Annotated in this window: 25 protein-coding genes, 1 tRNA gene and 2 pseudogenes; 11 read left to right on the forward strand and 17 right to left on the reverse strand. The window is 66.8% G+C overall.

Annotated elements, in window-relative coordinates; genetic code table 11:
• The first annotated feature begins 99 nt into the window (after positions 1-99).
• From BST38_RS19390 to BST38_RS29400, 3 genes are all read left to right on the forward strand, one after another.
• Positions 100-525 (forward strand): PNPOx family protein, encoded by a 426-nt coding sequence (locus tag BST38_RS19390; protein ID WP_083145092.1) that lies wholly within the window; start codon positions 100-102, stop codon positions 523-525.
• Positions 522-968, forward strand: a complete 447-nt coding sequence (locus BST38_RS19395; RefSeq protein ID WP_083145093.1) for a hypothetical protein — start codon at positions 522-524, stop codon at positions 966-968. The genes BST38_RS19390 and BST38_RS19395 overlap by 4 nt, the downstream gene beginning before the upstream one ends.
• Before the next feature lie 247 nt (positions 969-1,215).
• The gene (locus BST38_RS29400; RefSeq protein ID WP_420872542.1) at positions 1,216-1,518 is read left to right on the forward strand and encodes a hypothetical protein; all 303 of its coding nucleotides are present in this window, start codon (positions 1,216-1,218) and stop codon (positions 1,516-1,518) included.
• 21 nt (positions 1,519-1,539) lie between these two features.
• Here BST38_RS29400 and BST38_RS19405 read toward each other — a convergent pair whose 3' ends face one another.
• The 5 genes and pseudogenes from BST38_RS19405 to otsB all read right to left on the reverse strand — a co-directional run bounded on the left by BST38_RS19405 (position 1,540) and on the right by otsB (position 10,256).
• Positions 1,540-3,264, reverse strand: coding sequence for a sensor histidine kinase (locus tag BST38_RS19405; protein WP_181792051.1), 1,725 nt, complete (start codon positions 3,262-3,264; stop codon positions 1,540-1,542).
• 45 nt (positions 3,265-3,309) lie between these two features.
• Positions 3,310-4,252, reverse strand: a pseudogene (locus tag BST38_RS19410) (1-phosphofructokinase family hexose kinase).
• Positions 4,249-6,291 (reverse strand): erythromycin esterase family protein, encoded by a 2,043-nt coding sequence (locus BST38_RS19415; RefSeq protein ID WP_083145095.1) that lies wholly within the window; start codon positions 6,289-6,291, stop codon positions 4,249-4,251. Before BST38_RS19415 ends, BST38_RS19410 begins: the two are co-directional and overlap by 4 nt.
• Before the next feature lie 14 nt (positions 6,292-6,305).
• Complete coding sequence (locus BST38_RS29405; protein WP_165761613.1) at positions 6,306-6,470, reverse strand: hypothetical protein; 165 nt, start codon at positions 6,468-6,470, stop codon at positions 6,306-6,308.
• 132 nt (positions 6,471-6,602) lie between these two features.
• A complete protein-coding gene (gene otsB, locus BST38_RS19420) occupies positions 6,603-10,256 on the reverse strand; it encodes a trehalose-phosphatase (RefSeq protein WP_083145139.1) in 3,654 nt (1,217 codons plus the stop codon).
• A 208-nt stretch (positions 10,257-10,464) separates the two neighbouring features.
• On the opposite strand from otsB, the gene BST38_RS19425 reads away from it, so the two are divergent.
• From BST38_RS19425 to BST38_RS29895, 3 genes and pseudogenes are all read left to right on the forward strand, one after another.
• Positions 10,465-11,448 carry an Acg family FMN-binding oxidoreductase gene (locus BST38_RS19425; protein ID WP_083145096.1) on the forward strand — a complete coding sequence of 328 codons (984 nt, stop codon included), beginning with the start codon at positions 10,465-10,467 and terminating at the stop codon, positions 11,446-11,448.
• A 5-nt stretch (positions 11,449-11,453) separates the two neighbouring features.
• The gene (locus tag BST38_RS29890) at positions 11,454-12,296 is read left to right on the forward strand and encodes a universal stress protein (RefSeq protein ID WP_165761614.1); all 843 of its coding nucleotides are present in this window, start codon (positions 11,454-11,456) and stop codon (positions 12,294-12,296) included.
• Positions 12,260-12,590: pseudogene (locus BST38_RS29895) on the forward strand (response regulator transcription factor); the annotation flags it as partial. The gene BST38_RS29890 and the pseudogene BST38_RS29895, both read left to right, overlap by 37 nt.
• On the opposite strand, the gene BST38_RS19440 reads toward BST38_RS29895, so the two are convergent.
• The 6 genes from BST38_RS19440 to BST38_RS19465 all read right to left on the reverse strand — a co-directional run bounded on the left by BST38_RS19440 (position 12,549) and on the right by BST38_RS19465 (position 16,539).
• The gene (locus BST38_RS19440; RefSeq protein ID WP_083145098.1) at positions 12,549-13,349 is read right to left on the reverse strand and encodes a universal stress protein; all 801 of its coding nucleotides are present in this window, start codon (positions 13,347-13,349) and stop codon (positions 12,549-12,551) included. The pseudogene BST38_RS29895 and the gene BST38_RS19440 sit on opposite strands and share 42 nt — an antisense overlap.
• Complete coding sequence (locus BST38_RS19445; protein ID WP_083145099.1) at positions 13,346-13,534, reverse strand: hypothetical protein; 189 nt, start codon at positions 13,532-13,534, stop codon at positions 13,346-13,348. The genes BST38_RS19440 and BST38_RS19445 overlap by 4 nt, the downstream gene beginning before the upstream one ends.
• 50 nt (positions 13,535-13,584) lie before the next feature.
• Positions 13,585-14,175: an Rv1733c family protein gene (locus tag BST38_RS19450; RefSeq protein ID WP_083145100.1), complete on the reverse strand. Its 591-nt coding sequence runs from the start codon at positions 14,173-14,175 to the stop codon at positions 13,585-13,587.
• A gap of 127 nt (positions 14,176-14,302) precedes the next feature.
• Complete coding sequence (locus BST38_RS19455; protein ID WP_083145101.1) at positions 14,303-15,202, reverse strand: universal stress protein; 900 nt, start codon at positions 15,200-15,202, stop codon at positions 14,303-14,305.
• 225 nt (positions 15,203-15,427) lie between these two features.
• Positions 15,428-16,087, reverse strand: a complete 660-nt coding sequence (locus BST38_RS19460) for an SRPBCC family protein (RefSeq protein ID WP_083145102.1) — start codon at positions 16,085-16,087, stop codon at positions 15,428-15,430.
• Positions 16,088-16,179: 92 nt separating this feature from the next.
• The gene (locus BST38_RS19465; protein ID WP_083145103.1) at positions 16,180-16,539 is read right to left on the reverse strand and encodes an Rv2640c family ArsR-like transcriptional regulator; all 360 of its coding nucleotides are present in this window, start codon (positions 16,537-16,539) and stop codon (positions 16,180-16,182) included.
• A 97-nt stretch (positions 16,540-16,636) separates the two neighbouring features.
• On the opposite strand from BST38_RS19465, the gene BST38_RS19470 reads away from it, so the two are divergent.
• The 4 genes from BST38_RS19470 (at position 16,637) to BST38_RS19485 (ending at position 19,573) form a co-directional block, all read left to right on the forward strand.
• Positions 16,637-17,119: an ArsI/CadI family heavy metal resistance metalloenzyme gene (locus tag BST38_RS19470; RefSeq protein WP_083145104.1), complete on the forward strand. Its 483-nt coding sequence runs from the start codon at positions 16,637-16,639 to the stop codon at positions 17,117-17,119.
• Positions 17,119-18,231: an ACR3 family arsenite efflux transporter gene (arsB, locus tag BST38_RS19475; protein ID WP_083145105.1), complete on the forward strand. Its 1,113-nt coding sequence runs from the start codon at positions 17,119-17,121 to the stop codon at positions 18,229-18,231. The genes BST38_RS19470 and arsB overlap by 1 nt, the downstream gene beginning before the upstream one ends.
• On the forward strand, positions 18,228-18,665 hold the full coding sequence (locus BST38_RS19480; RefSeq protein WP_083145106.1) for an arsenate reductase ArsC: 438 nt from the start codon (positions 18,228-18,230) through the stop codon (positions 18,663-18,665). Before arsB ends, BST38_RS19480 begins: the two co-directional genes overlap by 4 nt.
• Positions 18,666-18,790: 125 nt before the next feature.
• A complete protein-coding gene (locus tag BST38_RS19485; RefSeq protein ID WP_083145107.1) occupies positions 18,791-19,573 on the forward strand; it encodes a bestrophin-like domain in 783 nt (260 codons plus the stop codon).
• A gap of 148 nt (positions 19,574-19,721) precedes the next feature.
• On the opposite strand, the gene BST38_RS19490 is transcribed toward BST38_RS19485, so the two are convergent.
• Positions 19,722-19,795: transfer RNA gene (locus BST38_RS19490), tRNA-Pro, on the reverse strand.
• A gap of 101 nt (positions 19,796-19,896) precedes the next feature.
• Between BST38_RS19490 and BST38_RS19495 the strand changes: the two genes are divergently transcribed.
• Entirely contained in the window at positions 19,897-21,378 is a 1,482-nt protein-coding gene (locus BST38_RS19495; protein ID WP_181792133.1) for a cryptochrome/photolyase family protein, read from the forward strand.
• 1 nt (position 21,379) lies between these two features.
• Here the strand turns inward: BST38_RS19495 and BST38_RS19500 are convergent, their stop codons facing one another.
• The 5 genes from BST38_RS19500 to scpB are packed head-to-tail and all read right to left on the reverse strand — an operon-like array spanning position 21,380 to position 25,775.
• Positions 21,380-22,147, reverse strand: a complete 768-nt coding sequence (locus BST38_RS19500; protein ID WP_165761617.1) for a sulfite exporter TauE/SafE family protein — start codon at positions 22,145-22,147, stop codon at positions 21,380-21,382.
• Positions 22,148-22,181: 34 nt separating this feature from the next.
• Entirely contained in the window at positions 22,182-23,606 is a 1,425-nt protein-coding gene (gene der, locus BST38_RS19505; RefSeq protein WP_083145110.1) for a ribosome biogenesis GTPase Der, read from the reverse strand.
• Positions 23,603-24,289: a (d)CMP kinase gene (gene cmk / locus BST38_RS19510; RefSeq protein ID WP_083145111.1), complete on the reverse strand. Its 687-nt coding sequence runs from the start codon at positions 24,287-24,289 to the stop codon at positions 23,603-23,605. The genes der and cmk overlap by 4 nt, the downstream gene beginning before the upstream one ends.
• A complete protein-coding gene (locus tag BST38_RS19515) occupies positions 24,286-25,029 on the reverse strand; it encodes a pseudouridine synthase (protein WP_083145112.1) in 744 nt (247 codons plus the stop codon). Before BST38_RS19515 ends, cmk begins: the two co-directional genes overlap by 4 nt.
• Positions 25,030-25,031: 2 nt before the next feature.
• Positions 25,032-25,775 (reverse strand): SMC-Scp complex subunit ScpB, encoded by a 744-nt coding sequence (scpB, locus tag BST38_RS19520; protein WP_083145113.1) that lies wholly within the window; start codon positions 25,773-25,775, stop codon positions 25,032-25,034.
• Positions 25,776-25,783 lie beyond the last annotated feature (8 nt).

Here is a 25,783-nt window from a genome sequence, read left to right on the forward strand (position 1 = left end):
ACGAAAGTCACTCCCCTGCCCATAAAGTGCCAAAGGTCGTCGAAACCGCGTCCGGATGACCCTGACCACACGCGGCCCCGGCCAGCCACCATCGACAGCATGCTCAACACGACCGGACACACCGTCACAGACGCGGTGCGGGTGTTCAACAAGCACGTCCTCAACCCGGTGATGCTGCGGCTTGCCGGACGCCGCCATTGGTATGCGGCGGTGATTCGGCATTCCGGACGCGCCACAGGCCGCCACTACTCGACGCCCGTGGTGGCCGACCGCGTCGCTGATGGATTCATCATCCCTCTGCCCTACGGGCAGAAAGTCGATTGGCTGCGCAACGCACAGGCCGCGAACGCGGCGACACTCGTCGTCGACGGCCAATCCTTCGCTGTCAGCGACCCGCGCATCGTCAGCTTCGAAGCGGTGGCCGATCAACTGCCCGCACGACGACGACGAATCTTCCAACGCTTCGGGATCAACGAGTTCGTCACGTTCGAAGTCTCGACCGAAAGCGGATCGGGGCCATCATGACCGATACACACAGCATCTACCGCACCGTCCAGTTCGCACGTGTGCTGGGGCCGTTCCTGGCGATCACATCGATCGTGGCGATGGTGCGCACGTCGCGCGTCGAGGTAGCCTCCGCCGAGCTTGCCCGCAGCGCGTTATGGCCGATGGTGTTGGGCGCCCTCGGAATTCTGGGCGGAATCACCATCGTGACGTTCCACCGCCGCTGGCGCGGCGGGGCAGCGATTCTCGTCTCGTCCTTAGGGTGGTTGCTCGTCGTGAGGGGACTACTGCTGATGCTGTTCCCGGAGTGGTCCGCTGACGCTGTGGACCGCAGCCTCGGCGCCAGCGCACTGTGGCTCATCGTTGATCTCGGATTCGGAGCCGCTGGACTGTATTTGGTCTACATCGGCTGGTGGCCGCCGCAGAGGACTTTCGCCTCCTCCGAGCACACCGAAAGCCCCTAACGCGAGCGGATCTCACCACGCGACCCTAGGCGTAGACAGCTATTCGCCAGGAGCCCACCATGACCGTTTTGGACAACGAAGAGCTCGCGGCGCACGCCGCCGAGGAGCAGCTTCGCGCACGCATCCGCAATGCCGCGATCGCGCCACGAAATCCCAGGCGCTGCAATCGCACGACCCCGCGACATGGCAGGCTGCCCTCGCCGGGATCGAGTCCTTCGCGCCTTTGATGTCCTACCTGATCCGCAGCATGGAAGATGGCCAGGACCTGGGTAACGGTTTACTGGACAGAATGATCGAGAACGTCGTCGCGTACCTCGACGACGGGGTGCGCGCCGGAACCGTCAAGGCCAGCCGCGACCCCCGGGCCCGCGCGACCTTCCTTGCGCTGAACAATGCCGGTGGATTTCTGTTGTACCGCCACCGTCATCCGACACCCGGCGACATGGCCGCTGTGCTACGCGATTACGCCCGCGACATGATCGGCCCGGCCCTTGAGCTCTACACCGACGGGTTGTCGGCCGATGCGACGATGAGGGACGGGCTGCGCTGACGACGGAGCCTCGCGATCCCGTCAGCGCAGCGGCGCACACCACCGCAGCCGGGTGCCACCTTGCGGGCCTGCCTCGACAGTGAAGCTGCCGCCCACCGCGGCGGCGCGCTCACGCAGGTTGGTCAGCCCACTGCCGGTGATATCGGGCGGAAGGCCGCGGCCGTCGTCGACGACCTCGATGCAGAGTTCGTCGGCGGCGGCGACGCTGACGGCGAGCCGACTGGCCTTGGCATGCCGCACAGCGTTACTGACCCCTTCACGCACGACCGCCTCGGCGTGGTCGGCGAGCTGTGCGTCGATGACCGACAGCGGGCCGGAAAACTGCACGCTGGCGTGGAGGTCAGAGTCGGTGAATGCGGCGATAGCGTCGTCGAGGCGCTGACGTAGCCGGGTGCTGGCGGATCGACCCCCGTGCAGATCAAAGATCGCGGTACGGATCTCCTGGATGACCTGTTGCAGATCGTCGACGCACTCGCTGAGCCGGCCATGGGCATCTGCGGGGCGTACGCGCGGGATGGTGCCCTGCAAGGTCAAACCGACGGCGAACAGCCGCTGGATGACGTGATCATGGAGGTCGCGGGCGATGCGGTCGCGGTCGGTGAGGACGTCGAGTTGACGCACCCGGCGTTGGGCGATGGCCAATTGCCACGCCAACGCTGCTTGGTCGACGAAGGCCGCCATCATGTCGCGTTCGTCCGCGGTGAATGGACGGTCCTCGGGCTGCCGCACGGCGATGACGATGCCGGCCACGGTGTCCGCGGAACTGTCGGCAGCGCGGAACGGCAACACTAATGCCGGCCCGGTGGTGAGCGCATCCCCGAGACTCAGGCTGTCGAAGCATCCCGGGTCCTGGCTGGTGAAGATCGCGCCGATAGGGCTGTCGCCGATGAGGATCGTGCGAAGCGCGGTGGCGGGCCCATCGCCCGCGGTGGCGGCTACCACCAGTTCCTCGGGCCGGTCGTCGGTCGCCTCGAGGTCTGCGCGCACAGCCACCAGCGTGGCCTGGGCACCGCTGAGATGCCGTGATTCGTCCGCCACCAGCGTAAACACCCGCGAGGGGTCGACGCCGGACAACATTTCGGTGCCGATATCGCGGGTGGCGGCGATCCAGGACTGCCTGAGTTTGGCTTGTTGGTAGAGGCGGGCGTTCTCGATCGCGATCCCCGCCGCGGCGGCCAGCGCCTGGACGAGGACCTCGTCGTCTTCGTTGAACGCCTGGCCGTCGGCTTTCTCTGTCAGGTAGAGATTGCCGAACACCTCGTCGCGGATGCGCACCGGCACCCCGAGAAACGTCCGCATCGGTGGGTGATGGGCGGGGAATCCCACCGAGGCCGGATGGTGGGCGATGGTGTCCAGCCGGATCGGCTTCGGGTCATCGATCAGAACGCCTAGCACCCCTCGACCTTCAGGCAGGTGACCGATGCGCTCCCGGGTCTCTTCGTCGATGCCGTGGTAGATGAATTCCACGAGTTCGTGGCCGTGACCGCGCACGCCCAACGCGCCGTAGCGGGCATCGACCAGATCAATCGCGGTACGCACGATGGTGCGCAGCGTTTCGTCGAGCTCGAGGCCGGAGGTGACCACGAGCATGGCCTCGAGCAATCCGTCGAGGCGGTCGCGGCCCTCGACGATCTGTTCGACGCGATCATGGACCTCGTTGAGCAACTCCCGGAGCCGGAGTTGAGACAACGTGTCGCGCAGGGGACGACTGCCATTGTCAGCGTCCGCCGGGCTCTTCTCGGACACACCGCCATGGTGCCACCGATCGGGCCAGGGCACACAAGATCAACGCTAATTTGCGCAAGGCGCAGACGGCAGGCCGAACAAACGATCGACCTCGTCGCGGCGAAACGCCGAGGTGCCGACAGTGCTCAGCTTGGCTGTCGCTGCGGCGATCCCGTAATGGACCGCATGCGGCAGATCCCATCTGCGGGTAAGTCCTAAGGTAATGCCGGCGACCATCGCGTCGCCGGCACCGACACCACTGACCGTGGTCACCGGAATCGCCGAAAAGTGTTTGCTCACAGCAGAGGTGACCAGAAGCGCCCCGCCTGCACCCAGGGACACCACGATGGTTTCTGCCACGCCACGATCGATCAGGGCGCGCGCGGCTGCGTTGCCCTTCGACTGTGTCGACCTCGTGGCCCACGCACTCGCGCAGTTCCCGGACGCTGGGTTTGAGCAGAAAAACTCCGGAGCTGATGTGCGTCAATCCGCCTCCGGAGGTGTCGAGGATGAGCCGGGCACCGAGGTCCGCGCACAGGCCGGCGACGAGTTGGTAGAAGTCCGGTGGCACGCCCGGTGGCAGACTTCCGCTGGCGACCACGAATTGTGCTTCGGCGGCGGCCCGCCGAAGCGCATCGAGACATTGGGCTTGCTCCCCGGCGGTCAGCGTGGGTCCAGGGAGCACGAATCGGTATTGCCTTCCGGTCGATAGTTCGTTGACGGTGAAACTTTCCCGGGTGGGGCCCTTGATGGGAATCGCCGTGCCGGAGACGTTTTCGGCGGCGAGCATTTCGGTGATGCGGGTCCCGGTCGCGCCGCCGGCGGTGTACACCGCGGCCACCGCCGCGCCCAGCGCGGTGGCAAACCGTGCGACGTTGAGGCCGCCGCCGCCGGCATCGTAACGCTCGGCCTGACAACGGATCTTCTCGGTGGGAACGACTTTTTCGGCGGCAGCGGTGACATCGAGAGCCGGATTCACCGTCAGCGTGACGATGTCTGGGCGGCTCATAACCCGGAGGGGTAGGTCTCGGGTGTCTCCCCGGCAATCCACCCGCTGGTGACCTCCAGGGGTTGCAGCGCGGTGGTTCGGTCGATGTGAATGATCGCGTCGAACTGCTCGCCGGGACGGACATGGTAGTAGTGGCTCTGCCGCTCGGAGGCGGGCAGGTAGATCACGCCGATCGCACGTCCGAGCCGGATGGTGTCCAGCGGTTGGGCCGCCGCACGGGTCAGCAGTGAGGAGATCAGAAAGGCCGGCCTGTCGACTTCGTGGAACAGTTCTTCCACACTGCCGTTGAGGGCGGGGCGCACCACCTTGCGTTCTGCGATTGCACCCCAGTCACTGGCCGCGGTCACTGAGCCGGCGTAAGTCGTGAACCCGATCAGCCGGGCACGCTCGCCGTAGCGTTGGCGTGCCAATTGCCCCACGGTCAGTTGCCCGTCGCCGCCGACCTCGGTGGCGCGGGCGTCACCGACGTGAGAATTGTGTGCCCACACCACCAAGCGCGCGCGACCATCCGTGCGCCGGTCCAGATGAGCCAGCAGCGCGTCGAGAGCCTGTGCCATGTGCCGGTCACGCAGGTTCCAAGAGTTGACCCGGGTGCCGAACATGGCGCGGTAATAGGCTTCGGCGTCGCGCACGAGCTGGGCGTTCTGCTGTGCGTGGAAGTGTTCATCCTCGGCCGACATGCCGTCGCGCAACACGTGGTCGAACGTGGACTGCTGCATTTCGACGAGTTGTTCGACCGCCTGCCGTTCACAGGACAGGCCGGCGCCGAAGGCTGCGGCAAACCCGTAGGCCTGCCCGTCGTCGGCGGAGGCGCGGTCGAAGCAGGCATACCTTTCGCGTGCCCGCTGCCCGGCAGCGGGATCAACGCTGTCCAGGTAGTCGACCACCTCGCGCATCGAACGGTGCATGCTGTACAGGTCAAGGCCGTAGAAGCCCGCTTCGCGGGCGCCGAGGCCGCGCTGGCGCCCATTGTGGCGGTGCAGCCAATCCACGAAATCGCGCACCACGGTGTTGCGCCACATCCACGCGGGGAAGCGTTCGAACCCGCTGAGCGCGGCGTCAGCCGAGATGTCGCTGCCTTGCCCTCGCACGTACCTGTTCACCCGGTAGGCATCAGGCCAGTCCGCTTCGGCGGCAACGCCGCAGAACCCCTTTTCCTCGATCAGCCACTTGGTGATCTCGGCACGGGCGGCGTAGAACTCCTCTGTGCCGTGTGAACTTTCGCCGATGAGCACCACACGGGCGTCGCCGATCAGTTCCTCAAGTGCCTCACGCGGCGGCACACCGGACGGCGCGTCGATCGCGGCGCGGTCGATGACCTCGGCGGGCGTCTCGGCCAGACGGCGGGCGGCGGTGGCCAGCCCGGTGGTCGGTGTGGCGAGTAGCCGGCGCACCTCGTCGTCACTGACTTGCGTGAAATCCCAGAAGGATTCGCCTACGGCGAGAAACGGTGTGGGCATCGACGCGCACACCACGTCATCGACGATCCGAGCGAACTCTCGACAGGTGGACTCCGGTGCCGCCGGCACGGCGATGACGATTTCACGAGGACTCATCTCTAGTATCGCCTGGACGGCGGCCATCATGGTTGACCCGGTGGCCAGTCCGTCATCGACGAGGATCACCGTCCTGCCGGCCAGGTCCAGCGGCGGTCGTCCGCTGCGGTAGGCGGCTTCCCGTCGCAGCAGTTCTCGGCCTTCACGTTCGGCGACGTCACGCACTTGCTGGGGCGAAACCCGCAGTGCCCGTACCACGTCGTCGTTGAGGACCACCCGACCGCCGCTGGCCAGGGCGCCCATTGCGAATTCGTCATTTCCCGGAGCGCCGAGTTTGCGCACGATGAAGGCGTCCAGCGGCGCCGCCAGTGCTGCGGCGATCTCCCAGGCGACCGGGATGCCGCCGCGGGCGAGGCCGAGCACGATCACGCGGTCGCGGCCACGGTAGGCGCCAAGTAGGTCGGCGAGCACCCGGCCGGCTTCCCTGCGGTCGCGAAAGACCCGCCGCGGACGTTCTCGGTTGGCGCGTTGTGTGGTGGTCATGGCGGCCCGCCTTCCTACGGGATCATCCCGAAAAGGATCTTCAGCAGCGGATGCTGCGGTGGCTCCGGCCGCGAACTGGAATCGTCGGCCGGTGACGTTGCGCGGGTGGATACGGATGAGGTGCCGTTTTCCCCGCACTCGGTCACCGAGAGAACGGAAGGTACGGCTACGTCAGCCATGTCACGACCGTAGGTGGGGCCACCCTCGCATGTCTGTGGCATAAAGTCACTTGTTTGTGCGCCGAAGGGCAACGCTGACAACGCACGGCGGTTTTTTGCCCCGCAACCCGGTTCGGGCACGTGTCGGAGTCGCTATTGGGTGAAGCGGACGGTAGCACCGGCCACCAACGTTTGGCAGTGGCCACGGCATTCCACGACGATTGGCCCCGCCTCACCAGGTTCGGCGCTGAGGGTGAATCCACGGCCGGCGACGCTGAGGCGGAGCCGATGTCCGCGGTAGCGGAACGGGAAGGCCAACCCGCCCAACGCTTGCGGCCATAGTGGACCTACGACGATGCGGTCGCCGCGCAGCTCCAACCCGGTGAAACAGCGTTGCAAAAGATCGATGCTGCCGGCCATGGCGGCCAGATGGATGCCTTCGGCGGTGGTACCCCGCTGGATGTCGACGACGTCGGAGTCCAGCGCCTGCTGGAAATACCGCATGGCTTCGGCGCGGTTGCCGCGCGCTGTCACCCAGGCGTGCACCACCGCGCTCAGCGTCGATCCGTGCGACGTCCTCGCCCGGTAGTAGTTGATGGTGGCGGGGATCTGCTCCGGCGAGAAGGCGTAGCCGAGGCGGTCGAACAACTCGTAGAGTTCGTCGGCCGACAGCAGATAGAACAGCATCAGAGTGTCGGCCTGTTTGGCGGCCTTGTAGTTGTTCACGCTGTCGTTTTCGGCTTCGAGGATGCGGTCGAGCCGTTGGAGGTTGCCGTAGCGGTGACGGTAGCCGTCCCAGTCGAGCTCGCGCAGATTCTCATAGCCTTCGAATTGACTGATCACTCCGTCGTGGAACGGCACGAACATTCTGCGGCTGACGTCTTCCCAGCGCACGAGTTCGTCATCGTCGATGCCCAGTTTCTCCAGCAACGCCAGCCGGTAGGACAGCGGTAGCCGGTCCAGGCCCTCCAGGGCGCGAAGGATCACCCAGACGGCCATCAGGTTGGTATAGGCGTTGTTGCTGATTCCGTCGTAGTGGCGGCCCGGGTAGCCGGAGTGGAACTCGTCAGGACCGATGACCCCGGTGATCACATACCTGCCGCGGTCGGGATCGAGTCTGGCCAGGCTGGCCCAGAACCGGGCGATTTCGCACAGCATCTCCGCGCCGTAGTCGACCGCGAATCCGGAATCGCCGGTCGCTTGGTAGTACTGCCAGATGTTGTAGGCCACCGCGATGCCGACGTGGTGCGCGCGAGCGCTCGGGTCCGGGTTCCAGTGCCCGGACTGCGGATTGAGGTGCAGTTGCTGGCTCTCTTCGCTGCCGCTGCTGCCGGATTGCCAGGGAAACATGGCGCCGCGGTAGCCGCGTTCACGAGCGGCGATACGCGCTGCGGGAAGCCGCCGGTACCGGTACATCAACAGTGAGCGGGTCACCTCGGGCATGCGCAGATTGGTGACCGGGAAGACGAACAACTCATCCCAGAAGACGTGTCCCCGGTAGGCCTCACCATGCAGTCCGCGTGCCGGGACACCGGCATCGAGGTCGGCCGTGTGGCGCGAGAGCGTCTGGAGCAGATGGACTTGGTGTAACCGGACGATCCGCGAGACCTCGGGGTCGTGGCCCACCGTGATGGCGAAGCGGTCCCACAGGTGCGCCCATGCCAGCTGGTGGCCGCGCTGGAGCTCCGCGAAATCTGGCGTGCGGTCGAGTTCGCCGGTCGCGGCGTCGACCGGTTCGCCGATCCCGTGGTCACGGCTGGTGTAGGTGTAGGCGATTTTGTCGAGTGTGACGTCTTCGCCCGCGTCGATGCTGACGGCGAAATCGTGACCGATGGTCAGGTCTCCCACGACCGGGCCGTGTCGAAGGTGGTGGTTGCCCCCGTCGGAGGCGTCGTAGCGGAGGGTGTTCTTCACCGCGAGTGCTACTCGGATCTTCGACTGGGTTGTCTCCACGGCCAGCACAAGGCCGTCCTCGCCCAGTGTCCGCATGTCGGTGACGCGCAGGTGCCGGCTGGACAACTCCCGGTAGCGTTCGACACCGGAATTGGTGACAGCGCCGTCGATGCTCGATCGCAACTCCAGCAACCCCGACCAGTCCAGGGCGCGCACCACGGTGCGCATCGCGCTCACATGCGGCCGCTCCATGCTCGTGAACCGTTGCTGTATCACCTCGGTGGTGTGCCCGTGCTGGTCGCGAACGGTGAGCACGCGGGTCTGCAGCGCGCGACGCAGATCGAAGGTCACCTGATAGGACTTCGGCGGGCAGCGATCGGGGTCGAACCAGTCCCCTCCGTTGATCCGGAATGTCACCGGCAGCCAGTTGGGCAGATTCACCAAGCTTTCGTTGGTGACCGATGTCGCTTGCACGGTGTCGGTCAGCCGGTTGTAGATACCGGCGACGTAGTGGCCGGGATAATGGAACTCCCCTGCGCCACTTTCGGGCGCGGCGCCCCGCACCCCGCAGTAGCCGTTTCCGTTCGTGCACAGCGTTTCTCGGAGCCTCTCCTGATGGGGATCATAGCCGGTGAACGTCAGCATCCAGGCGTCGTCGGGACCGTCGGCGTCGGCGCTGAGTTGGTCGTTGAGCCGGTCCAGGAATGCGCACACCGCCTCCGGGTCGGCCAGCGCAAAGCGCGCCGAGGATCGGCGGATATCAGAGACGTTGTGGCGCACGGCGATTCCCACGCCGGTGTGGCGCAGCACATCGAAGGCGTCCTCATCGGTGCTGTCGTCGCCGATGTAGATCGGTAATACCAGGTCGGTCCCGTCGATTTGGTTGAGAATCCAGTTCACCGCCTGCCCTTTGTCCCAGGCGACGTCGGGACCGATCTCGACCACCTTGCGTCCCACGGTTACGCGGAGACGGTGACCTCGGGCGACGTTGCGCACCACGGCGATCACCCGGTCGACTGCCTCGGGCGCGACGTTGCGGTAATGCACCGCGATCGCGAACTGTTTGTCTTCGATATAGACCCCTGACACCGGCCCGAGCTGGGCGGTCAGCTCGGTCATCGCGGGCCGCAACGGGGCGGCGGCACCGCCGATCATCGGGTTCTGGAGTGTCACGCCCTCTGGGGACACCAGCTCGACGCCATGGGTGCCGCCGTACCACAGACCGTCGACTCCGACGCGGGCGCGGATGTCGTCGAGGCTGCGTCCGCTCAGGACGGCGACCGGGCAGTGCGTGACAAGAGATCGGACGATGTCGGCGGCCTGTGGCAACAGTTCCGCCGCGGTCGGATCATCCACGATGGTCGATAGGGTGCCGTCGAAGTCAAGCAGGACCACCGGCCGTCTGGTCGCGGCCAGGGAGGCGAACTCGTCGTACGCCGACAGGGCGTCGGGCATGTCGCTGACCCGGGCGAATCCGCTCCGCACATTGACCGTGACGATGTCAGGTACCACCGCGTCGGCCCCGGCCTCGAGGAGGTCCTCACCCTTACCTTCGTGCGCGACGCCGAGCACGAGTCCGAAACCGGCCGCATGCGCGGCCGCGACCCCGGACACGGTGTGATCGACGATGACACAACGATTCGGCGAAAGACCGAGCCGTTCGGCGGCCGTGGTAGCCGTACCGTCCACCACGGCGGTGAACACGCCGGTGAGTCCGGTCGAGGACAGTTTCGGCGTGGAGCCGCCGGCTGCGCAGTACACCGCCGCGGCAACCCCTGCCGCGGACAGCTCACGAACGAACTCACGGGTGCGGTGGTAGGGCCTGCGCTGCAGGCGTGCCCCGGCGATCACAGAGTCGAGTTCGATCAACACGGCGTCCCGGTCGCGGGGATCGACAAAGATCGGCTCCGTCATCACCCGAGCTCCTCACTGCGGTTCCCGGGATCCATGTTCGACTTCGACCACGCGCGCGACCAGAGGCATAAGTCCCTCGGCCTCGCTCAAGGACATCGACCCGAGAATCAGGGATTCTCGGCGGTAAGCCCGCGTTGGGGACCATTGGCCCTGGTTCGAGTGCGCGGCATCGGTGCAGGGTGGGAGGAACGCAGACGGAGGTCCAGCGATGCGAGACGCAATCGTAGACATCGATGTCATCAGGGATGCAGTCGCTTTGGCGTGCCGGGCGCCCTCGCTGCACAACAGCCAGCCCTGGCGCTTTGTCTGTAGAGGTTCCACCGTCGACCTGTTCCTCGACGCCGCGCCGGCACCGAAATACACGGACCCCACCGGACGCGAGCTGCTCATCAGCTGCGGCGCGGTCCTCGATCACTTCCGGGTGGCGATGGCCGCGGCGGGGTGGCGGGCCAACGTCGATCGTTTCCCCAACCCGAATTACCGCGATCACCTGGCATCCATCGATTTCACTCCGGTCGACTTTGTCACCGACGCCCATCTCGACCGGGCCCGGGCCATCCTGCGCCGGCACACCGATCGGCTGCCGTTCACCGCACCGCCGGACTGGAACGATTTCATCGCCGAACTCACCGACCCCCTCGTCGCATCCGGGGTGCACCTGCACCTCGTCCCCGATGAGCTTCACGGCGAACTGGCCAGAGCCTCCAAATTGGTGCGGGCCATCCGCCGCTACGACTCGCTTTACCACGCTGAGCTTCTCGGCTGGACCGCCGACGTCGTCGTCGCTGAGGGAATTCCCACCGCGACCCTGCTCTCGCCGACGGAGAGCGAACGCGTCGACATCGGCAGGGATTTCCCCTCCTCGGGTGATCATGACCGCCGCAGCACCGTCCAGACGGACCACGCCAGGGTGGTGGTCCTCTCGACAGAAGAAGCCACGCGCGAGGATGCGGTGGCCTGCGGAGAACGACTGTCCTCGCTGTTGCTGGATGCGACCCTCGCGGGGTTCGCCACCTGCACCCTGTCGCATCTGACCGAGATCCCCGCAAGCCGCGACATCGTCGCCGCAGTGACCGATGCGGCCCTCATACCGCAAGTCCTCGTGCGCGTGGGATGCGCACCCTCCCTTGCCCGACCGGGCCCGCTGACACCCCGCCGTCGCGTCGACGATGTGCTCCAGCGCGAGACCTGACCGTGATGCCGAGCTCGCAGGCCGTCCTCGTCGGCATCGACGGCTCCCCCTCGTCCGCCGCCGCGGCGCTGTGGGCGATCGAGGAGGCCTCGGCCCGAGACCTGCCGCTGCGCTTGATCCACGTCGTCGCCGGCCTCCAGGATCCCCGCAGCACCAATGATGCGGATGCGCTCGTGCACGAGATGCTCGCTCTCATCCACACCCGTACACACGCTGTCAGGTGTGAAGCCCATGTCCTGCGCGGCGAACCGGTCGACGTCCTCATCCAGCAGTCACGCACGGCCGCCATGCTCTGTCTGGGCTCTGTCGGACGTCGCCATGGCGGGATCGGGCGCCTCGGCTCCACTGCCGCGGCGCTCCCGTCGCGCACGAATTGCGCAGTGGCGATCATCCATTCCGATTCCAGCCAGACCGACAATTCTCGCTGGGTTGTCGCCGAGGTCGGCGAATTCCCCACCGGTGACGGCGTGCTCGGATATGCCGTCGAGGAAGCGATGCTGCGCAGGCGTCCATTGCGGGTCGTGGCCACCTGGCCGTCGCGATATCCCGACGTCTATGACAACCGGGCGCAGGCGGCCAAGGCCCGGATGGTCCGCGCGGCCTGGCAGCGCCACCTGACTCCGTTTCGGGCTCACCACTCCCAACTCGATGTCCGGGTCGAAGCCACACCGGGAAACATCCTGAATTACCTGGCCCGCCAACGGCATCGGATCGGTCTGGCAGTCGTTCCCGGCATCCGGGCCACCGGGATCGCGGAGTTCCTCGACGTCAGCCGGGACGCCGGGGCAGCTGATCTCTGTTTCGACGTGTTGATCTGTGCGCCGAGTTGCCCGAACTACGTTGCCTGATGCTGACTTCCCACACCTCCGACGAGGCGATGCTCGACGCCGTTTTCGCCGGCGCCAGCGGTTTCGTGATCAAAGACATCAAAGGGCTGGCGCTGGCCCAGGCGGTCAAGGATGTGGGCGCGGGCCGCTCACTGCTCGACAACCGCGGCGCGGCAGCATTGATGGCCCGACTCCGGTGAGGAACTGACCAACAAGCAGATCGCCGAGCGCATGTTCCTTTCCGAGAAAACGGTGAAGAACTATGTGTCCCGATTACTGGTGAAGCTGGGCATGCAGCGCCGCACCCAAGCGGCGGCGCACCATCAACACCGAGCAATCAGGATAGTTCGGGATGGCATGACACCCGGAAACGCGCCCGGAGGCCGCCGCGTCGGAATCGCTGCGACCGACGACGGCCAATCCCACACTGCTGCTGTGGGAGTCATCCCGCCGGTACTGCTGCCCTGTCCCGGCGGCGACGATCTCCACCCGCACATCCGGGTACCGGCGCACCCAACTATCAGCGCGCTGGTCGATCTGTCGCACCACGGCGCGACGCACCCGCCCCTCGTGCATCGCCACACGAAGCACATCCTCATTGTCAGGGCTATCGTCCAACACCACCGAGATGACGCCGTCGATCTGCGGGGTGCCGTCAGGGCGGGACCGGATCACAGCGACCGGGCACCCGGCCTCGCCCGCCAACGCCTCGGCGACGACGCCGAACGGGCGCTGCCCCGGCAATCGTGGCGCCTCCGCGCCGAGGCACACCAGCGCCGCCTCCTCAGATTCGCGCAGTAGCACCGCACAGGGGTCTCCGACGATCGCCGCCGTCTGTACCCGCAACTGACCCGACGAGGCCTGCGCAAGCCGTGCAGCCTGCACCAGCACTGCGTCCTCATCAACCGCTGGCACGGCACCCTCGGACGGCGCAACGACCGCGTGCACCAGCCGAAGGCACCTGTGGAGCGCAAGGGCCTCCTCAGCGGCCCACCGCATGGCATTCAGCGCGGCGTGTGAGCCGTCCATGCCCACGACGACCGGCCCGTCATCGAACCACAGCGCTGCCCTCATGGGATCGCCGTCCTCAGCACCTTCAACGCTTCGGAGTGTGACGCATCCTTGAAAACGTCGCAGGCGGAGTCGATCTGCTCGTCGGCCACCAGCCCGATCGTTGTCGGGATGGAGTGCGTGTCCATCAACCCGTTGGTGATGGCCAGGTCCTTGATGCCTCGGCGGGGATGGACAATCGCGTTCATCAGGTTTCCTTTCCCAGTTTCAAATACGCCGTTGAGCACCGAGGTGACGGTCAACTCGGGCCGTTCGACTGGTGACCTCCGTCGCCGACCAGATCTGTCAACTCACGGTCCCAAGCTGCAAATCTGGTCAGATTCAATCGAATACGCACCATCACCCCGACCGCGAGTGCGACGCCCACCACGGCCGACCACACCAACACGGCCGTCATCACCGCTTCCACCGCGGCGTCCTGGTCACTTGGCACGGGTCCCGCGGGGTGGCCCTCGTCGTCGACCTGCAGCACCATCTCCTCACCGCCGGACATGCCCGGCGTCACGATCTCCGCGCGGTGCAGCTCGCCGCCGAACACCCATTGAACGTCCGTGCGATACGACGTCTGATAGCCGCCGGGATCGGTGCGACTGTCACTGACCGCGCTGGCGCGCACCTCATGCAGAGCCTCGCGGTCGGCGGCAAAGGTATGTCGCAAATGGTCATACTGCGCCGTGCCGACGGCTCCGGCCACCGGTACGGCGAGCAGTGCAAGTACGGCGATCACCAGGATCGCCGCCGATTCGATACGGTCTGCAGCGCGCACGAGCGGGTGGGGCAGCATCAAGCGCCGAAGCCAGACCATGAGGGGAAGCGTTGCAGTCTGCATGGGCTGGACTCCGATACCTTCGACGTCTGACCGTGGTCACCTCATCGTCGTCGGCTGCCCGACGCGGCAGCAGAGTCAAAAGTCCCCACCGTCGGTCGAACGCCCCTACCGGGCGCCGGTGTCGTGGTCAGGAAGGACGCGCCACCATCACCGGCACCCGCGCAGCCTGGGCTACCGCCCAGCTGACCGAACCCAGAAGCATCCCGGCGAAACCGCCCCGGCCGCGACTGCCCACAACGAGTAATTGTGCGTCGCGCGATTCCTCGATCAGCCGATGTGCCGGATTGTCCTGCCCGACAACGCGGCGAACCACGACATCGGGGTAACGTTCGCCCCATCCCGCCAAGCGCTGGGCCAGTTCCTCCGAAGCTTGATCGGCCGCCGCCGTCGAATCGAAATCGACATAAAAGTCGGCGGGATTCATCCAGGTGTGCACGGCGATGAGTTCGACATTCCGAAACGACGCCTCCTCGAAGGCGATGGAGACCGCCTGTTCCGAGGCAGGCGAGCCATCCACTCCGACGACAATCGGCGCCGAGGCCGGCGGCATCGGCCCCACCTCATCCCCGCCGTCGTGGAGCACCACCACCGGGCAATGCGAATGATGGACCAGTGCAAAGCTTGTGGACCCGAGCAGCAGTCCCTCCAGGGCTCCCAGACCCCGACGCCCGACGACAATCATGTCGGCCTCTTTCGAGACATCGATCAACACCTGCGCGTCCGAACCCGGGACCACCATCTCCTTGACCGGTACTGCCCGTCCACCCGCCAATGCCGCATGCACCACGCCGAGCGCGGCGTTCATCACCTCGGCAACCTGCTTGGCACGGGCTGTGAGGTACTCCTCGGGCACCGGCCAGTCCGCCCAAACAATGAGGTCGTCCAGCGTCTGTGCGTGAACCACCGTCAGGGGGAGGCCACGCATCGCGGCCTCTCGCGCCGCCCAGACCGCCGCCGTGCGGGATCCCGCAGAACCGTCGACGGCGGCCACAATGCCGTGGGGCTTCGATGCCAGGTGTGAGTTCACGACGAGTCTCCGTTCGGGCGATGCCGCTGACCGCTGCGAACCGACGCTACGGACGATCGACGGCGCTTCCCACAGTCTTTGGTCCCCATTTCACTGGCGAAAGTCCCCCACCTATGACGCGCGGCGAGCGTCGCGGCCTCCCCTGCCCTCGGCGATGCCCCGTCGACCAGCCGACGGCAACCGGCATGGCAACGCGGCACGTCAGCGGCCAGAAAGGTTCGAACATCACTGTTGCACAACGCTCTTGGGCGCCTTCGCAGGCGGCTGGGACTCCGCGCGCCGCTTGATGCCGATCAGAATGCCCCGCGTGAGGAACGCACGGGCCGGCCCGAACAGTTCGGCCCACAAGACATCGCCAGGATGCCTGAGCGCGAGCCGTGATCTGACGATAAGCCGGCAGCGGTCCTGCCCGTGCGGCACCAGATGGAAGGACCACACCATCTCCCACCGCGACGCCGGTGGAGTCGCGCGCAGGACGATCGCGGCGGGTTCATCGACGTCGGCGACCTCCAATGCGACGCCGTCGCCGAGACCGAGCCACCCCGGAGGTGCCAGGCGGACACAGTCACCGACCCTGAGCTTCTGCCATTCGGGATGTATGCGGTCAGCGTTGCGATAGTGCAACCCTGCGGCATTCTCCAGCCGCGTGAAGCTGTAGAGACCACCGCGGTCCTGCCCCATTTGCACAAGCCACGGCCATACCAGTTCAGCGTCGGTGTCGATCCAGACCGCCTCCGTGGCCTGCATCATCGGCCGCGCCATGAGAGCGTCACCGGCAAGCGCGCCGTGCGACTCCTCTTTGGTGGTGTTCCAGTCCCGGAAGTAGCGGCGCGCCGCATACAACACCCCGACAACGGCCACGCTTGTCGCCAGTTGATGATTCATACACCGAGCGTGCGGCGATGCCAGGATGCGCCGCTAGGGCCTGTGGTCCCTGAAACCGCCAGTTCATGCAGGCCGAAACTATGGAGGCTGAGTCAGCGACAGCAGTTCGGGTCGAGTACGGCGCACAGCGCCCCCAGCGCAGCGGAGGCCGGCCGATGAAAGACGTTCATTCCCCGGCGATCCGACACGACGAATCCAGCACGCCTCAGTTGGGCGAGATGGTGGCTGATCGTGGACTCGGTCAACTCCAACGCCGCCGCCAAATCGCCGCTGTTCTCCTCGCCCGCTGGGGAACTGAACAGCATCGACATGATTCTGACGCGCGCCGGGTCGGCAAGCGCCTTCAGCCGCAATGCCACCTGGAGCGCGTCGTCCTCGCTCATCGGACCCGAGGCGACCGGGGCGCAGCACACCGGAGCCGACATGTCGATGGTTGGCAGAGCTTTGGGCACGAACCCAGTGTGCCACTAGATTGACATTTATCAAAAAGGTGGCATTCTGACCTCCACTGGTAGTTCGATATATGTCACACAGGTTCTGGAGGTTCCCATGTCCCGCATGCAACTCGCGCTCAACGTCGACGACCTCGACGAGGCGGTCACGTTCTACTCGAAACTGTTCAACACCACCCCTGCCAAGGTGAAGCCGGGCTACGCCAACTTCGCGGTCGCCGAGCCGCCGCTGAAGCTCGTGCTCCTGGAGAACCCCGGCAAGGGCGGAACGATCAACCACCTGGGCGTCGAGGTCGAGTCCAGCGAGACCGTCCACGCCGAGATCGCGCGCCTCACCGGCGAGGGCCTGTTCACCGAGGAGGAGATCAACACCACCTGCTGCTTCGCCACACAGGACAAGGTCTGGGTGACCGGCCCCGCCGGCGAGAAGTGGGAGGTCTACACCGTGCTCGCCGATTCGGAGACGTTCGGCACCAGCCCGCAGCACCTCGAAGAGAGCACCGCCGGCGAGTCGGGGGTGTGCTGTGGCGGTCCCGCTGCCAAGACAGCCGAGACCGAGCCCGCGCAGTCCTGCTGCTGATGGCGCCAACCGATAGCGGTGAGTCCGCGCCGCGTATCGCGGTCGTGGAGAGGATGTCGACGCTGGAACGGCTCCTGCCGGTGTGGATCGGCGTCGCTGTGGCGGCGGGCCTGCTCCTCGGCAGAGGGGTGCCCGGCCTCGATACGTGGCTCAACAGTGTCCAGTTCGACGGCATCTCGGTGCCGATCGCCCTCGGGCTTCTGGTCATGATGTACCCGGTGCTGGCCAAGGTCCGCTACGACCGCCTCGATACCGTGACCGGCGACCGCAAACTGCTTGTCAGTTCCCTGGTGCTGAACTGGGTGGTAGGCCCGGCGTTGATGTTCGCCTTGGCGTGGCTGTTCCTGCCTGACCTTCCCGAGTACCGCACCGGGCTGATCATCGTGGGTCTGGCGCGTTGTATCGCCATGGTCATCGTCTGGAACGACCTCGCCTGCGGCGACCGGGAAGCAGCAGCAGTCCTGGTGGCGTTGAACTCGATCTTCCAAGTGGTGATGTTCGCGGTGCTGGGGTGGTTCTACCTGTCGGTGCTGCCGGGTTGGCTCGGCCTGGAACAAGCCACGATCAGCACATCACCGTGGCAGATCGCCAAATCCGTGCTGATCTTCCTGGGAATCCCGCTCGCCGCCGGCTACCTGTCTCGACGGCTCGGTGAGCGAGCGAAAGGCAGGCATTGGTACGAGACTCAGTTCCTCCCGAGGGTCGGGCCGTGGGCGCTCTACGGTCTTCTGTTCACCGTCGTGATCCTGTTCGCGCTGCAAGGTGCTCAGATCACCAGCCGCCCAATGGATGTCATTCGCATCGCGATCCCGCTGCTGGCCTACTTCACGATCATGTGGGGCGGCGGCTACCTCCTGGGTGCCGTACTGGGGCTCGGCTATGAGCGCACCACCACCTTGGCGTTCACCGCCGCAGGCAACAACTTCGAACTCGCTATCGCTGTCGCCATCGCCACCTACGGCGCCACGTCCGGTCAAGCGCTGGCCGGCGTGGTCGGCCCGCTCATCGAAGTGCCCGTCCTCGTCGCACTGGTCTACGTGGCCCTGCTGCTCCGCAAGAAGTTCAGAGACCCGCACACCGTCGCACCAGCGACAGAGAGGCCAAACCCGTGACCGACGCGAAACCCGCCGTGCTGTTCCTGTGCACCCACAACGCCGGGCGTTCCCAGATGGCCATGGGTTTCCTGAAACACTTCTCGGGCGATCGCGTCACCGTCTACTCGGGTGGCTCTGAACCCGCCGACCACGTCAACCCCGCTGCCGTCGAAGCCATGGCAGAGAAGGGCATCGACATCAGCGGAGAACAACCCCGACGCTGGACCATGGACGATCTGGAATCCGTCCAGGTGGTCGTCACCATGGGGTGCGGCGACGAATGCCCCTACATCCCCGGGAAGCGCTACGAGAACTGGGAACTCGCCGACCCGGCAGGCCAAGGGGTCGACGCCGTCCGCCTCATCCGCGACGACATCGAGAAGCGTGTCCGGACACTCTCGACCGAACTCGAAGCACCAGGCCGGCACGGAGCCCCCGCGAATCGGCCGTAGGCCGGACCAGGGAGCGGAATCCCGGATCGCTCCCACCCTGGGTGCCCCACACCTACAGTCATGTTTCGGCGCCGCGCCCAGCCGGGCCGGAGATCGCGAGCCAAGGGGGAAATGTGAGTCAGTGGATGGTCTCGCACGTGCCGCCGTGGCTGCTCCTGCTTCTCATGGTCACCTGCACCGCGGGCATCGCGGTCGTGGCCCAGACCGTCGTGCGTCGTCGATTCCCCAACCTGCGAGGCGAGGAACACAACGACGTCATCAAGTTCGCGTTCGGCGTTGTGGGTTTCGTGTTCGCGTTCTTCATCGGCTTCGTCGTCACGGCGATGTGGGGACAGATCAGCCATGCCGATGACCTCGTGCGCACCGAGGGCACCGCTGGTGCTCAACTGGCCAGGGATTCGCATATCTTCGACCAGCCCGACAGGGACCGGATTCGGCAAGCCCTGCTGGAATACGAACAGGCAGCGATCACCGAATGGGACGAAGTCAACGAAGGGCGCTCCTTTCCCGAGGCGGACCGCGCACTCGATCGCCTCTACGCCGCCTACGAGAACGTGCAAGCGAGCACAGATGCCCAAAAGACGCTTCTCGCATCCTCTTTCAGCAACCTGAACGATGCCAGCAAGAATCGCGCCGAACGCGTTCTGCAGGCCCGGACAGACACCGGCCCACCCTGGTCGCTGTGGGCGGTCATATTCGTCACCAGCGGTCTGCTTCTGGGCTGCGCGATCATCTACGGCGTCGAGAAAGCCACCAACCACTACGCCATGGTCGCCATCATCGGCACCCTGGTCGGCGCCCAACTGTTCCTCGTCGTCGAACTCTCCCACCCGTACGTCGGCGCAGTCTCCACGGTGCCCGAACCCCTCCACCACGTCGTCCGCGTCCTGCAGGACAGCACGACATGAGCACGTGATGGGGTGCGCACTCGGCCTGCGGCCCGTCTGGGTATGGCGTCTGGGCACCTGACGCGTCCTCAGGCTGAGAGAGCGCCTCGTGACCTCCGCAGCACGAAGGCCAGGCCGGTTTACGCCGGTCCTGGCCTTCGTTCTCGCGTCGGGCTGACAGGATTTGAACCTGCGACCACTTGACCCCCAGTCAAGTGCGCTACCAAGCTGCGCCACAGCCCGCGGTGCCTTCCGGGATCGCCGGTAGGCGGTCGAAAGCTTACATCAGCGTGACACCGGAATCCCAACCGCGTGTCGCCCCGCAGATCGGGCATCCCGACACCGTGCCCACCGACGACACTGCGCTGTGGCTGTTCGCCGACCAGCTCGGCCCCGCCGTGTACGGCGGCGAGCACGCCCACCGGGACATCGTGCTGATCGAGGCCACCTCCGCGCTGCGCAAGCGCCGCCATCACCGCCAGAAACTGCACCTGGTGCTGTCCGCGCTGCGCCACGCCGCGCGGGACCTCGGCGACCGGGCCACCCTGATCCAGGCCGGCACCTACACCGAGGGCCTGCGACGCTTCGGCCGCCCCGTGCTGGTCCACCAGCCCACCTCGCACGCTGCCGAACAGTTCGTGCACCGGCTCATGCAGCAGGGCCTCGTCGCCGACGTGCTGCCCGCGCCCACCTTCGCCCTGTCCCGCAACGACTTCGCCGAGTGGGCCGGGGCGCGCACCCGGTTCCGGATGGAGGACTTCTACCGCGATCAGCGGCGCCGCTTCGACGTGCTGATGAACGGCGCCGACCCGGTCGGCAACCGCTGGAACTACGACGAGGACAACCGCGAACCGCCACCCAAGACACCCACCCTCGGGGTACCGGCCCCGTACCGACCGCGCGAGGACGACATCGACGCGCACGTCCGCCACGACCTCGACACGATGGGCCTCGACACCGTCGGCGCGGACGGACCGCGGTTGTTCGCCGTCACCCCGGCCGAGGCGAAACGCGCGCTCGCCCGCTTCATCGAGCACCGGCTCCCCCACTTCGGCCGCTACGAGGACGCGATCCTGACTGAGGACTGGGCGATGTCGCACTCCCTGCTGTCGGTGCCGCTGAACCTCGGTGTGCTGCATCCCCTCGACGCCGTGGAGGCCGCCGAACGCGCCTACCGCGACGGTGCGGCCCCGCTGTCCGCCGTCGAAGGCTTCATCCGCCAGATCCTGGGCTGGCGCGAATACATGTGGCACCTGTACTGGCACTTCGGGCCCGGCTACACCCAGGCCAACGAACTGAATGCCCACACCGAGCTGCCTGACTGGTGGGCCGACCTCGACGCCGACGCCGTCACCGCCCGATGCCTGCACGACGCGCTCGAAGGCGTCCGCGACCGCGGCTGGACCCACCACATCCAGCGCCTGATGATCCTCGGTAGCCACGCACTGCAGCGCGGCTACCGACCCGACGAACTCACCGAATGGTTCGCCACCGCGTTCGTCGACGGCTTCCGCTGGGTGATGCCGACCAACGTCGTCGGTATGAGCCAGCACGCCGACGGCGGGCGCCTGGCCACCAAGCCCTACACCTCCGGCGGCGCCTACATCAACAAGATGAGCGACCACTGCCGCGACTGCGCCTACGACCCGAAGAAGCGCCTCGGCGACGACGCGTGCCCGTTCACCGCCGGCTACTGGGCTTTCACCCATCGCCACCGCGACCGGCTGGCCGCCAACATGCGCACCCGCCGCGCGGTGTCCTCGATGGAGCGTCTCGGGGACCTCGATGCCGTGCTGGAGCAGGAGGCGCACCGCCGCACGTTCTGAGCTACACCGCCAGCAGGCGCCACAACCCGATCAGCCCCACCACGACGATCACCGCGCGCAGCGCCGCCGGCGAGAGCCGGCGCCCGTAGTGGGCACCGAGGAATCCGCCGGCGAGCGACCCGACCGCGATCAGCGCGGCCGCCGCCCAGCTGATCCGGTCGAACGCGACCACCGTGTAGGCGACCGCCGCGACGATGTTCACGACCAACGACAGCAGGTTCTTCGCGGCGTTCATCCGCTGCATATCCTCGGGCAGCAGCGCACCCATCACCGCGATCAGCAGAATGCCTTGTGCCGCGGTGAAATAGCCGCCGTAGACGCCGACCGCGAACGTCCCGGCCACCAGCGCGATCATCCGGGCCGTCGAGACGTGGTCGACGGACCGGCCCGCAGCTTCGGCGCGCTGTTTGGCCCAGTTCTGGATCCGCGGACCGAGCACCACCAGCACCAGGGCCAGTATCAGCAGCCCGGGCACCACCTGGATGAAGACCTTCTCCGGCAGATGCAGCAGCAGCCACGCACCGCCGGCAGCGCCGATGAACGACGCGGGCAGCTGCCAGCGCAGCCGGTGCCACTGACCGCGCAGCTCGCGGCGGTAACCCCAGGTCCCCGACACCCCGCCGGCGACCAGGCCCACCGCGTTCGACATCGTCGCCGTGACCGGCGGGAAACCCAGCGTCACCAGGGTGGGAAACGTGATCAGCGTGCCGGAACCGACGACGGCGTTGATGGCTCCCGCCCCGACACCCGCGAGCGCGATGAGGACCATGTCGAGTACGGACACTCAACCGACCCTAGCGAAGTCACCGCCGCGACTTCGAACCCCTTTTCTCACGCACCCGCACGTTGATCCGGATCGGGCTGCCCTCGAACCCGAACGTCTCACGCAGCCGGCGCTCCAGGAAGCGGCGGTAACCGGCCTCCAGGAAGCCGGAGGTGAACAACACGAACGTCGGCGGACGCGACGCCGCCTGCGTAGCGAACAGGATGCGGGGCTGCTTGCCGCCACGAACCGGCGGCGGGGTCGCGGCGACGACCTCCTTGAGGAAGGAGTTCAGCTGCCCGGTGGTGATGCGCTTGTCCCAGGACGCCAACGACGTCTCCAGCGCGGGCACCAGTTTCTGCACGGCGCGGCCGGTCTTGGCCGAGATGTTCACCCGCGGCGCCCACTGGATCTGGGCCAGCTGCAGGTCGATCTCGCGGTCCAGCACGTAGCGGCGGTCCTCGTCCACCAGGTCCCACTTGTTGAAAGCCAGCACCAGCGCCCGGCCCGCCTCGATCACCATCGACAGCACCCGCTGGTCCTGTTCGGTCAGCGGCTGGGACGCATCGACGAGCACGATCGCGACCTCGGCCGCGTCGATCGCGCCGTGGGTGCGCACCGACGCGTAGAACTCGTGTCCGCTGGCCTGCCCGACCTTGCGGCGCAAGCCCGCGGTGTCGACGAAACGCCAGAGCTTGCCGTCCATCTCGATCAGCGAGTCGACCGGGTCGACGGTGGTGCCCGCGACATCGTGCACCACCGAGCGCACATCGCCCGAAAGCCGGTTCAGCAGAGACGATTTCCCGACGTTGGGCTTACCCACCAGCGCGACCCGGCGCGGGCCGCCGCCTCCTGCCCCGGAAACCTCGGAGACAGACGGCAGCTCCGCGACGACGGAGTCGAGCAGGTCGGCGACGCCGCGGCCGTGCATCGCGCTGATCGGATGCGGCTCCCCCAGCCCCAGCGACCACAGCGCGGCCGCGTCGGCCTCGCCGCGCTCGTTGTCGACCTTGTTGGCGGCCAGGAACACCGGTTTCCCGGAGCGCTGCAACAGTTTTGCCGCGGCCTCGTCGGCGGTGGTCGCTCCGACCACCGCGTCGACGACGAAGATGATCGCGTCGGCGGTGCGCATCGCGACCGACGCCTGCTCGGCCACCAGCTGCTGCAGACCCTTGGCGTCGGGTTCCCACCCGCCGGTGTCCTGCACGACGAATCGCTGGGTGCCCCAGGACGCGTCATAGGACACCCGGTCCCGCGTCACGCCGGGCACGTCCTGTACGACGGCTTCACGCCGGCCCAGGATCCGGTTCACCAGAGTGGATTTGCCGACGTTGGGCCGGCCCACGACGGCGACCACCGGCGGCGGAGCCGAGGCCTCCTCGATGGCTTCGGCGACCTCTTCGGCGCCCAGCTCCCAGTCGCCCTCGTCGAACCACACGCCGTCGCCGGCGCCGTCCTCGGTCATCGGGACACTCCTGCTCTCTGTGCAACGAGTTCGGTCAGGTACGTCACGACCTCGTCCTGATTCATCTCGCTGGTGTCGACGACGATCGCGTCGTCGGCCGCCCGCAGCGGTGACACCGCCCTGGTGGAGTCCAGGTGGTCCCGGCGTTTGACGTCGGCGAGGACCGCGTCGTAGTCGGCGGGCCTGCCGTTGGCGATGTTCTGGTCGGTGCGCCGCCTGGCACGCACCTCGGCCGAGGCGGTCAGGAAGATCTTCACGTCCGCGTCCGGCAGCACCACGGTGCCGATGTCGCGGCCCTCGACGACGACACTGCCCGGCGCAGAGGCGAGTTCACGCTGCAACTCGACCAGCCGGGCCCGGACCTGCGGCACCGCTGAGACCGCCGAGACGGCCTTGGTGACGGCATCGCCACGGATCTCGGCCGAGACGTCCTCACCGGCCAGATACGAGCGGTCCTCGTCCGGGTCGAAACCGACCGCCAGATCCACCCGGCGGGCGGCGTCCGCGATCGCCGAGGCGTCGGCCAGATCGATGCCGGCGCGCAGCACGCTGAGCGTCACGATGCGGTACATCGCCCCGGTGTCGAGATAGCGGGCGTGCAGTGCGCGGGCCAAACCTCGTGCCACCGAGGACTTTCCGGTTCCGGCAGGGCCGTCGATCGCGATCACCACAGAGGGGCTCACAGTCCCACCGCCTTGTACAGTTCGCCGATCTCCTTCTGGGTCAACGCGCGGATGCTGCCCGGGCGTTGGTCGCCGAGCGTCACCGAGCCGATGTCGGTGCGGACGAGTTCCTGCACGGGGAAGCCGACTTCGGCCAGCAGCCGCCTCACGATGTGCTTGCGGCCCTCGTGCAGGGTGACCCGCACCAGGGTGCGTCCGGGCACCGTGTCCACCAACGCGAAATCGTCGACCCGCACCGGCCCGTCGTCGAGTACGACTCCGTCGCGCAGCTTGCGGCCCAGCCCCTTTGGCACCGATCCGAGCACGGTGGCGACATAGGACTTGGGCACCTCGTAGGACGGGTGCATCAACCGGTGCGCGAGCTCACCGTCGTTGGTCAGCAACAGCAATCCCTCGGTGTCGGCGTCGAGGCGCCCGACGTGGAACAGCTTCTTGGTGCCGCGGACCCGGTGTTCGACCAGATCGCCGACGCACGGCCGGCCGCGGTCGTCGGACATCGTCGAGTGCATGCCGCGCGGCTTGTTGATCGCGAGGTACACCCGCTCCTCGTCGACGGTGATCCTGGCGCCGTCGACGCGGATCACCTGCACCGCGGGGTCGACACGGGTGCCGAGTTCGGTGACGATCTGGTCGTCGACCTCCACGCGGCCGTCGCGGATCATCTTCTCCGCGACGCGCCGCGACGCGATTCCGGCCTGGGACAACACCTTCTGCAGGCGCACTCCGTCGTTTTCTGTCATCCTCAGTCCTGATCGACGTCGATGGCGGCCGGGGCTTCGGGAGCCCGGGCGCCGTTGAGTTTCATGAATCGCGGTTCCTCACCGAGGTTTTCGCTGATGTCGTCGATCACGTCGACGTCCGGCAGCAGCGGCGCGATGTCGGGCAGATCGGTCAGCGATGTCAGCCCGAGCCGCTCGAGGAACAGTTCGGTCGTCGCGAAGGTCACCGCCCCCGAATCCGCGTCGGTGCCCGCCTCGGTGATGAGCCCGCGCGCGAGCAGCGTGCGCATCACCGCGTCGACGTTGACCCCGCGCACCGCGCTGACCCGGGCCCGCGTCACCGGCTGCCGGTACGCGACCACCGCCAGGGTCTCCAGCGCCGCGCGGGTCAGCTTCGAGCGGGCCCCGTCGAGCAGCAGTTTCTCCACATACGGCGCATAGCGGGCCCTCGTGTACATCCGCCAGCCACCGCCCGCCTCGCGCAGGTCGATGCCGCTGTCGCGGGCGACGTACCCGTCGGCGAGCAGCCGCAGGCGGTCGGTGATGCGTTCGGCGGGCTGCTCGGTGACGGTGGCCAGTGTGTCGATTGTCACCGGGGTGTCGACCACCAGGAGCAGCGCTTCGAGGACGGAATCCAGTTCGGTGTCGTCCAGTTCGGCCGGTGCGAAGTCGACGAGTTCGTCGCCGTCGGCCTCGGCCGGGTCATGCCCGTCGGTGTCGACGGTCTCCACATCCGAGGGGCTGTCCGTCGAGATCTCTTCTGTCATAGTCTTTT

Origin of the sequence: Mycolicibacterium parafortuitum, from assembly GCF_002086815.1 — a bacterium.
Taxonomy (GTDB): Bacteria; Actinomycetota; Actinomycetes; order Mycobacteriales; family Mycobacteriaceae; genus Mycobacterium; species Mycobacterium parafortuitum.

Coding starts and splice junctions, on each gene's coding strand:
- BST38_RS19390 (WP_083145092.1), top strand. CDS start 100: ATGCTCAACACGACCGGACACACCGTCACAGACGCGGTGCGGGTGTTC.
- BST38_RS19395 (WP_083145093.1), top strand. CDS start 522: ATGACCGATACACACAGCATCTACCGCACCGTCCAGTTCGCACGTGTG.
- BST38_RS29400 (WP_420872542.1), top strand. CDS start 1,216: ATGGAAGATGGCCAGGACCTGGGTAACGGTTTACTGGACAGAATGATC.
- BST38_RS19415 (WP_083145095.1), bottom strand. CDS start 6,291: ATGACCACCACACAACGCGCCAACCGAGAACGTCCGCGGCGGGTCTTT.
- BST38_RS29405 (WP_165761613.1), bottom strand. CDS start 6,470: ATGGCTGACGTAGCCGTACCTTCCGTTCTCTCGGTGACCGAGTGCGGG.
- otsB (WP_083145139.1), bottom strand. CDS start 10,256: ATGACGGAGCCGATCTTTGTCGATCCCCGCGACCGGGACGCCGTGTTG.
- BST38_RS19425 (WP_083145096.1), top strand. CDS start 10,465: ATGCGAGACGCAATCGTAGACATCGATGTCATCAGGGATGCAGTCGCT.
- BST38_RS29890 (WP_165761614.1), top strand. CDS start 11,454: ATGCCGAGCTCGCAGGCCGTCCTCGTCGGCATCGACGGCTCCCCCTCG.
- BST38_RS19440 (WP_083145098.1), bottom strand. CDS start 13,349: ATGAGGGCAGCGCTGTGGTTCGATGACGGGCCGGTCGTCGTGGGCATG.
- BST38_RS19445 (WP_083145099.1), bottom strand. CDS start 13,534: ATGAACGCGATTGTCCATCCCCGCCGAGGCATCAAGGACCTGGCCATC.
- BST38_RS19450 (WP_083145100.1), bottom strand. CDS start 14,175: ATGCAGACTGCAACGCTTCCCCTCATGGTCTGGCTTCGGCGCTTGATG.
- BST38_RS19460 (WP_083145102.1), bottom strand. CDS start 16,087: ATGAATCATCAACTGGCGACAAGCGTGGCCGTTGTCGGGGTGTTGTAT.
- BST38_RS19470 (WP_083145104.1), top strand. CDS start 16,637: ATGTCCCGCATGCAACTCGCGCTCAACGTCGACGACCTCGACGAGGCG.
- arsB (WP_083145105.1), top strand. CDS start 17,119: ATGGCGCCAACCGATAGCGGTGAGTCCGCGCCGCGTATCGCGGTCGTG.
- BST38_RS19485 (WP_083145107.1), top strand. CDS start 18,791: ATGGTCTCGCACGTGCCGCCGTGGCTGCTCCTGCTTCTCATGGTCACC.
- BST38_RS19500 (WP_165761617.1), bottom strand. CDS start 22,147: ATGGTCCTCATCGCGCTCGCGGGTGTCGGGGCGGGAGCCATCAACGCC.
- der (WP_083145110.1), bottom strand. CDS start 23,606: ATGACCGAGGACGGCGCCGGCGACGGCGTGTGGTTCGACGAGGGCGAC.
- BST38_RS19515 (WP_083145112.1), bottom strand. CDS start 25,029: ATGACAGAAAACGACGGAGTGCGCCTGCAGAAGGTGTTGTCCCAGGCC.
- scpB (WP_083145113.1), bottom strand. CDS start 25,775: ATGACAGAAGAGATCTCGACGGACAGCCCCTCGGATGTGGAGACCGTC.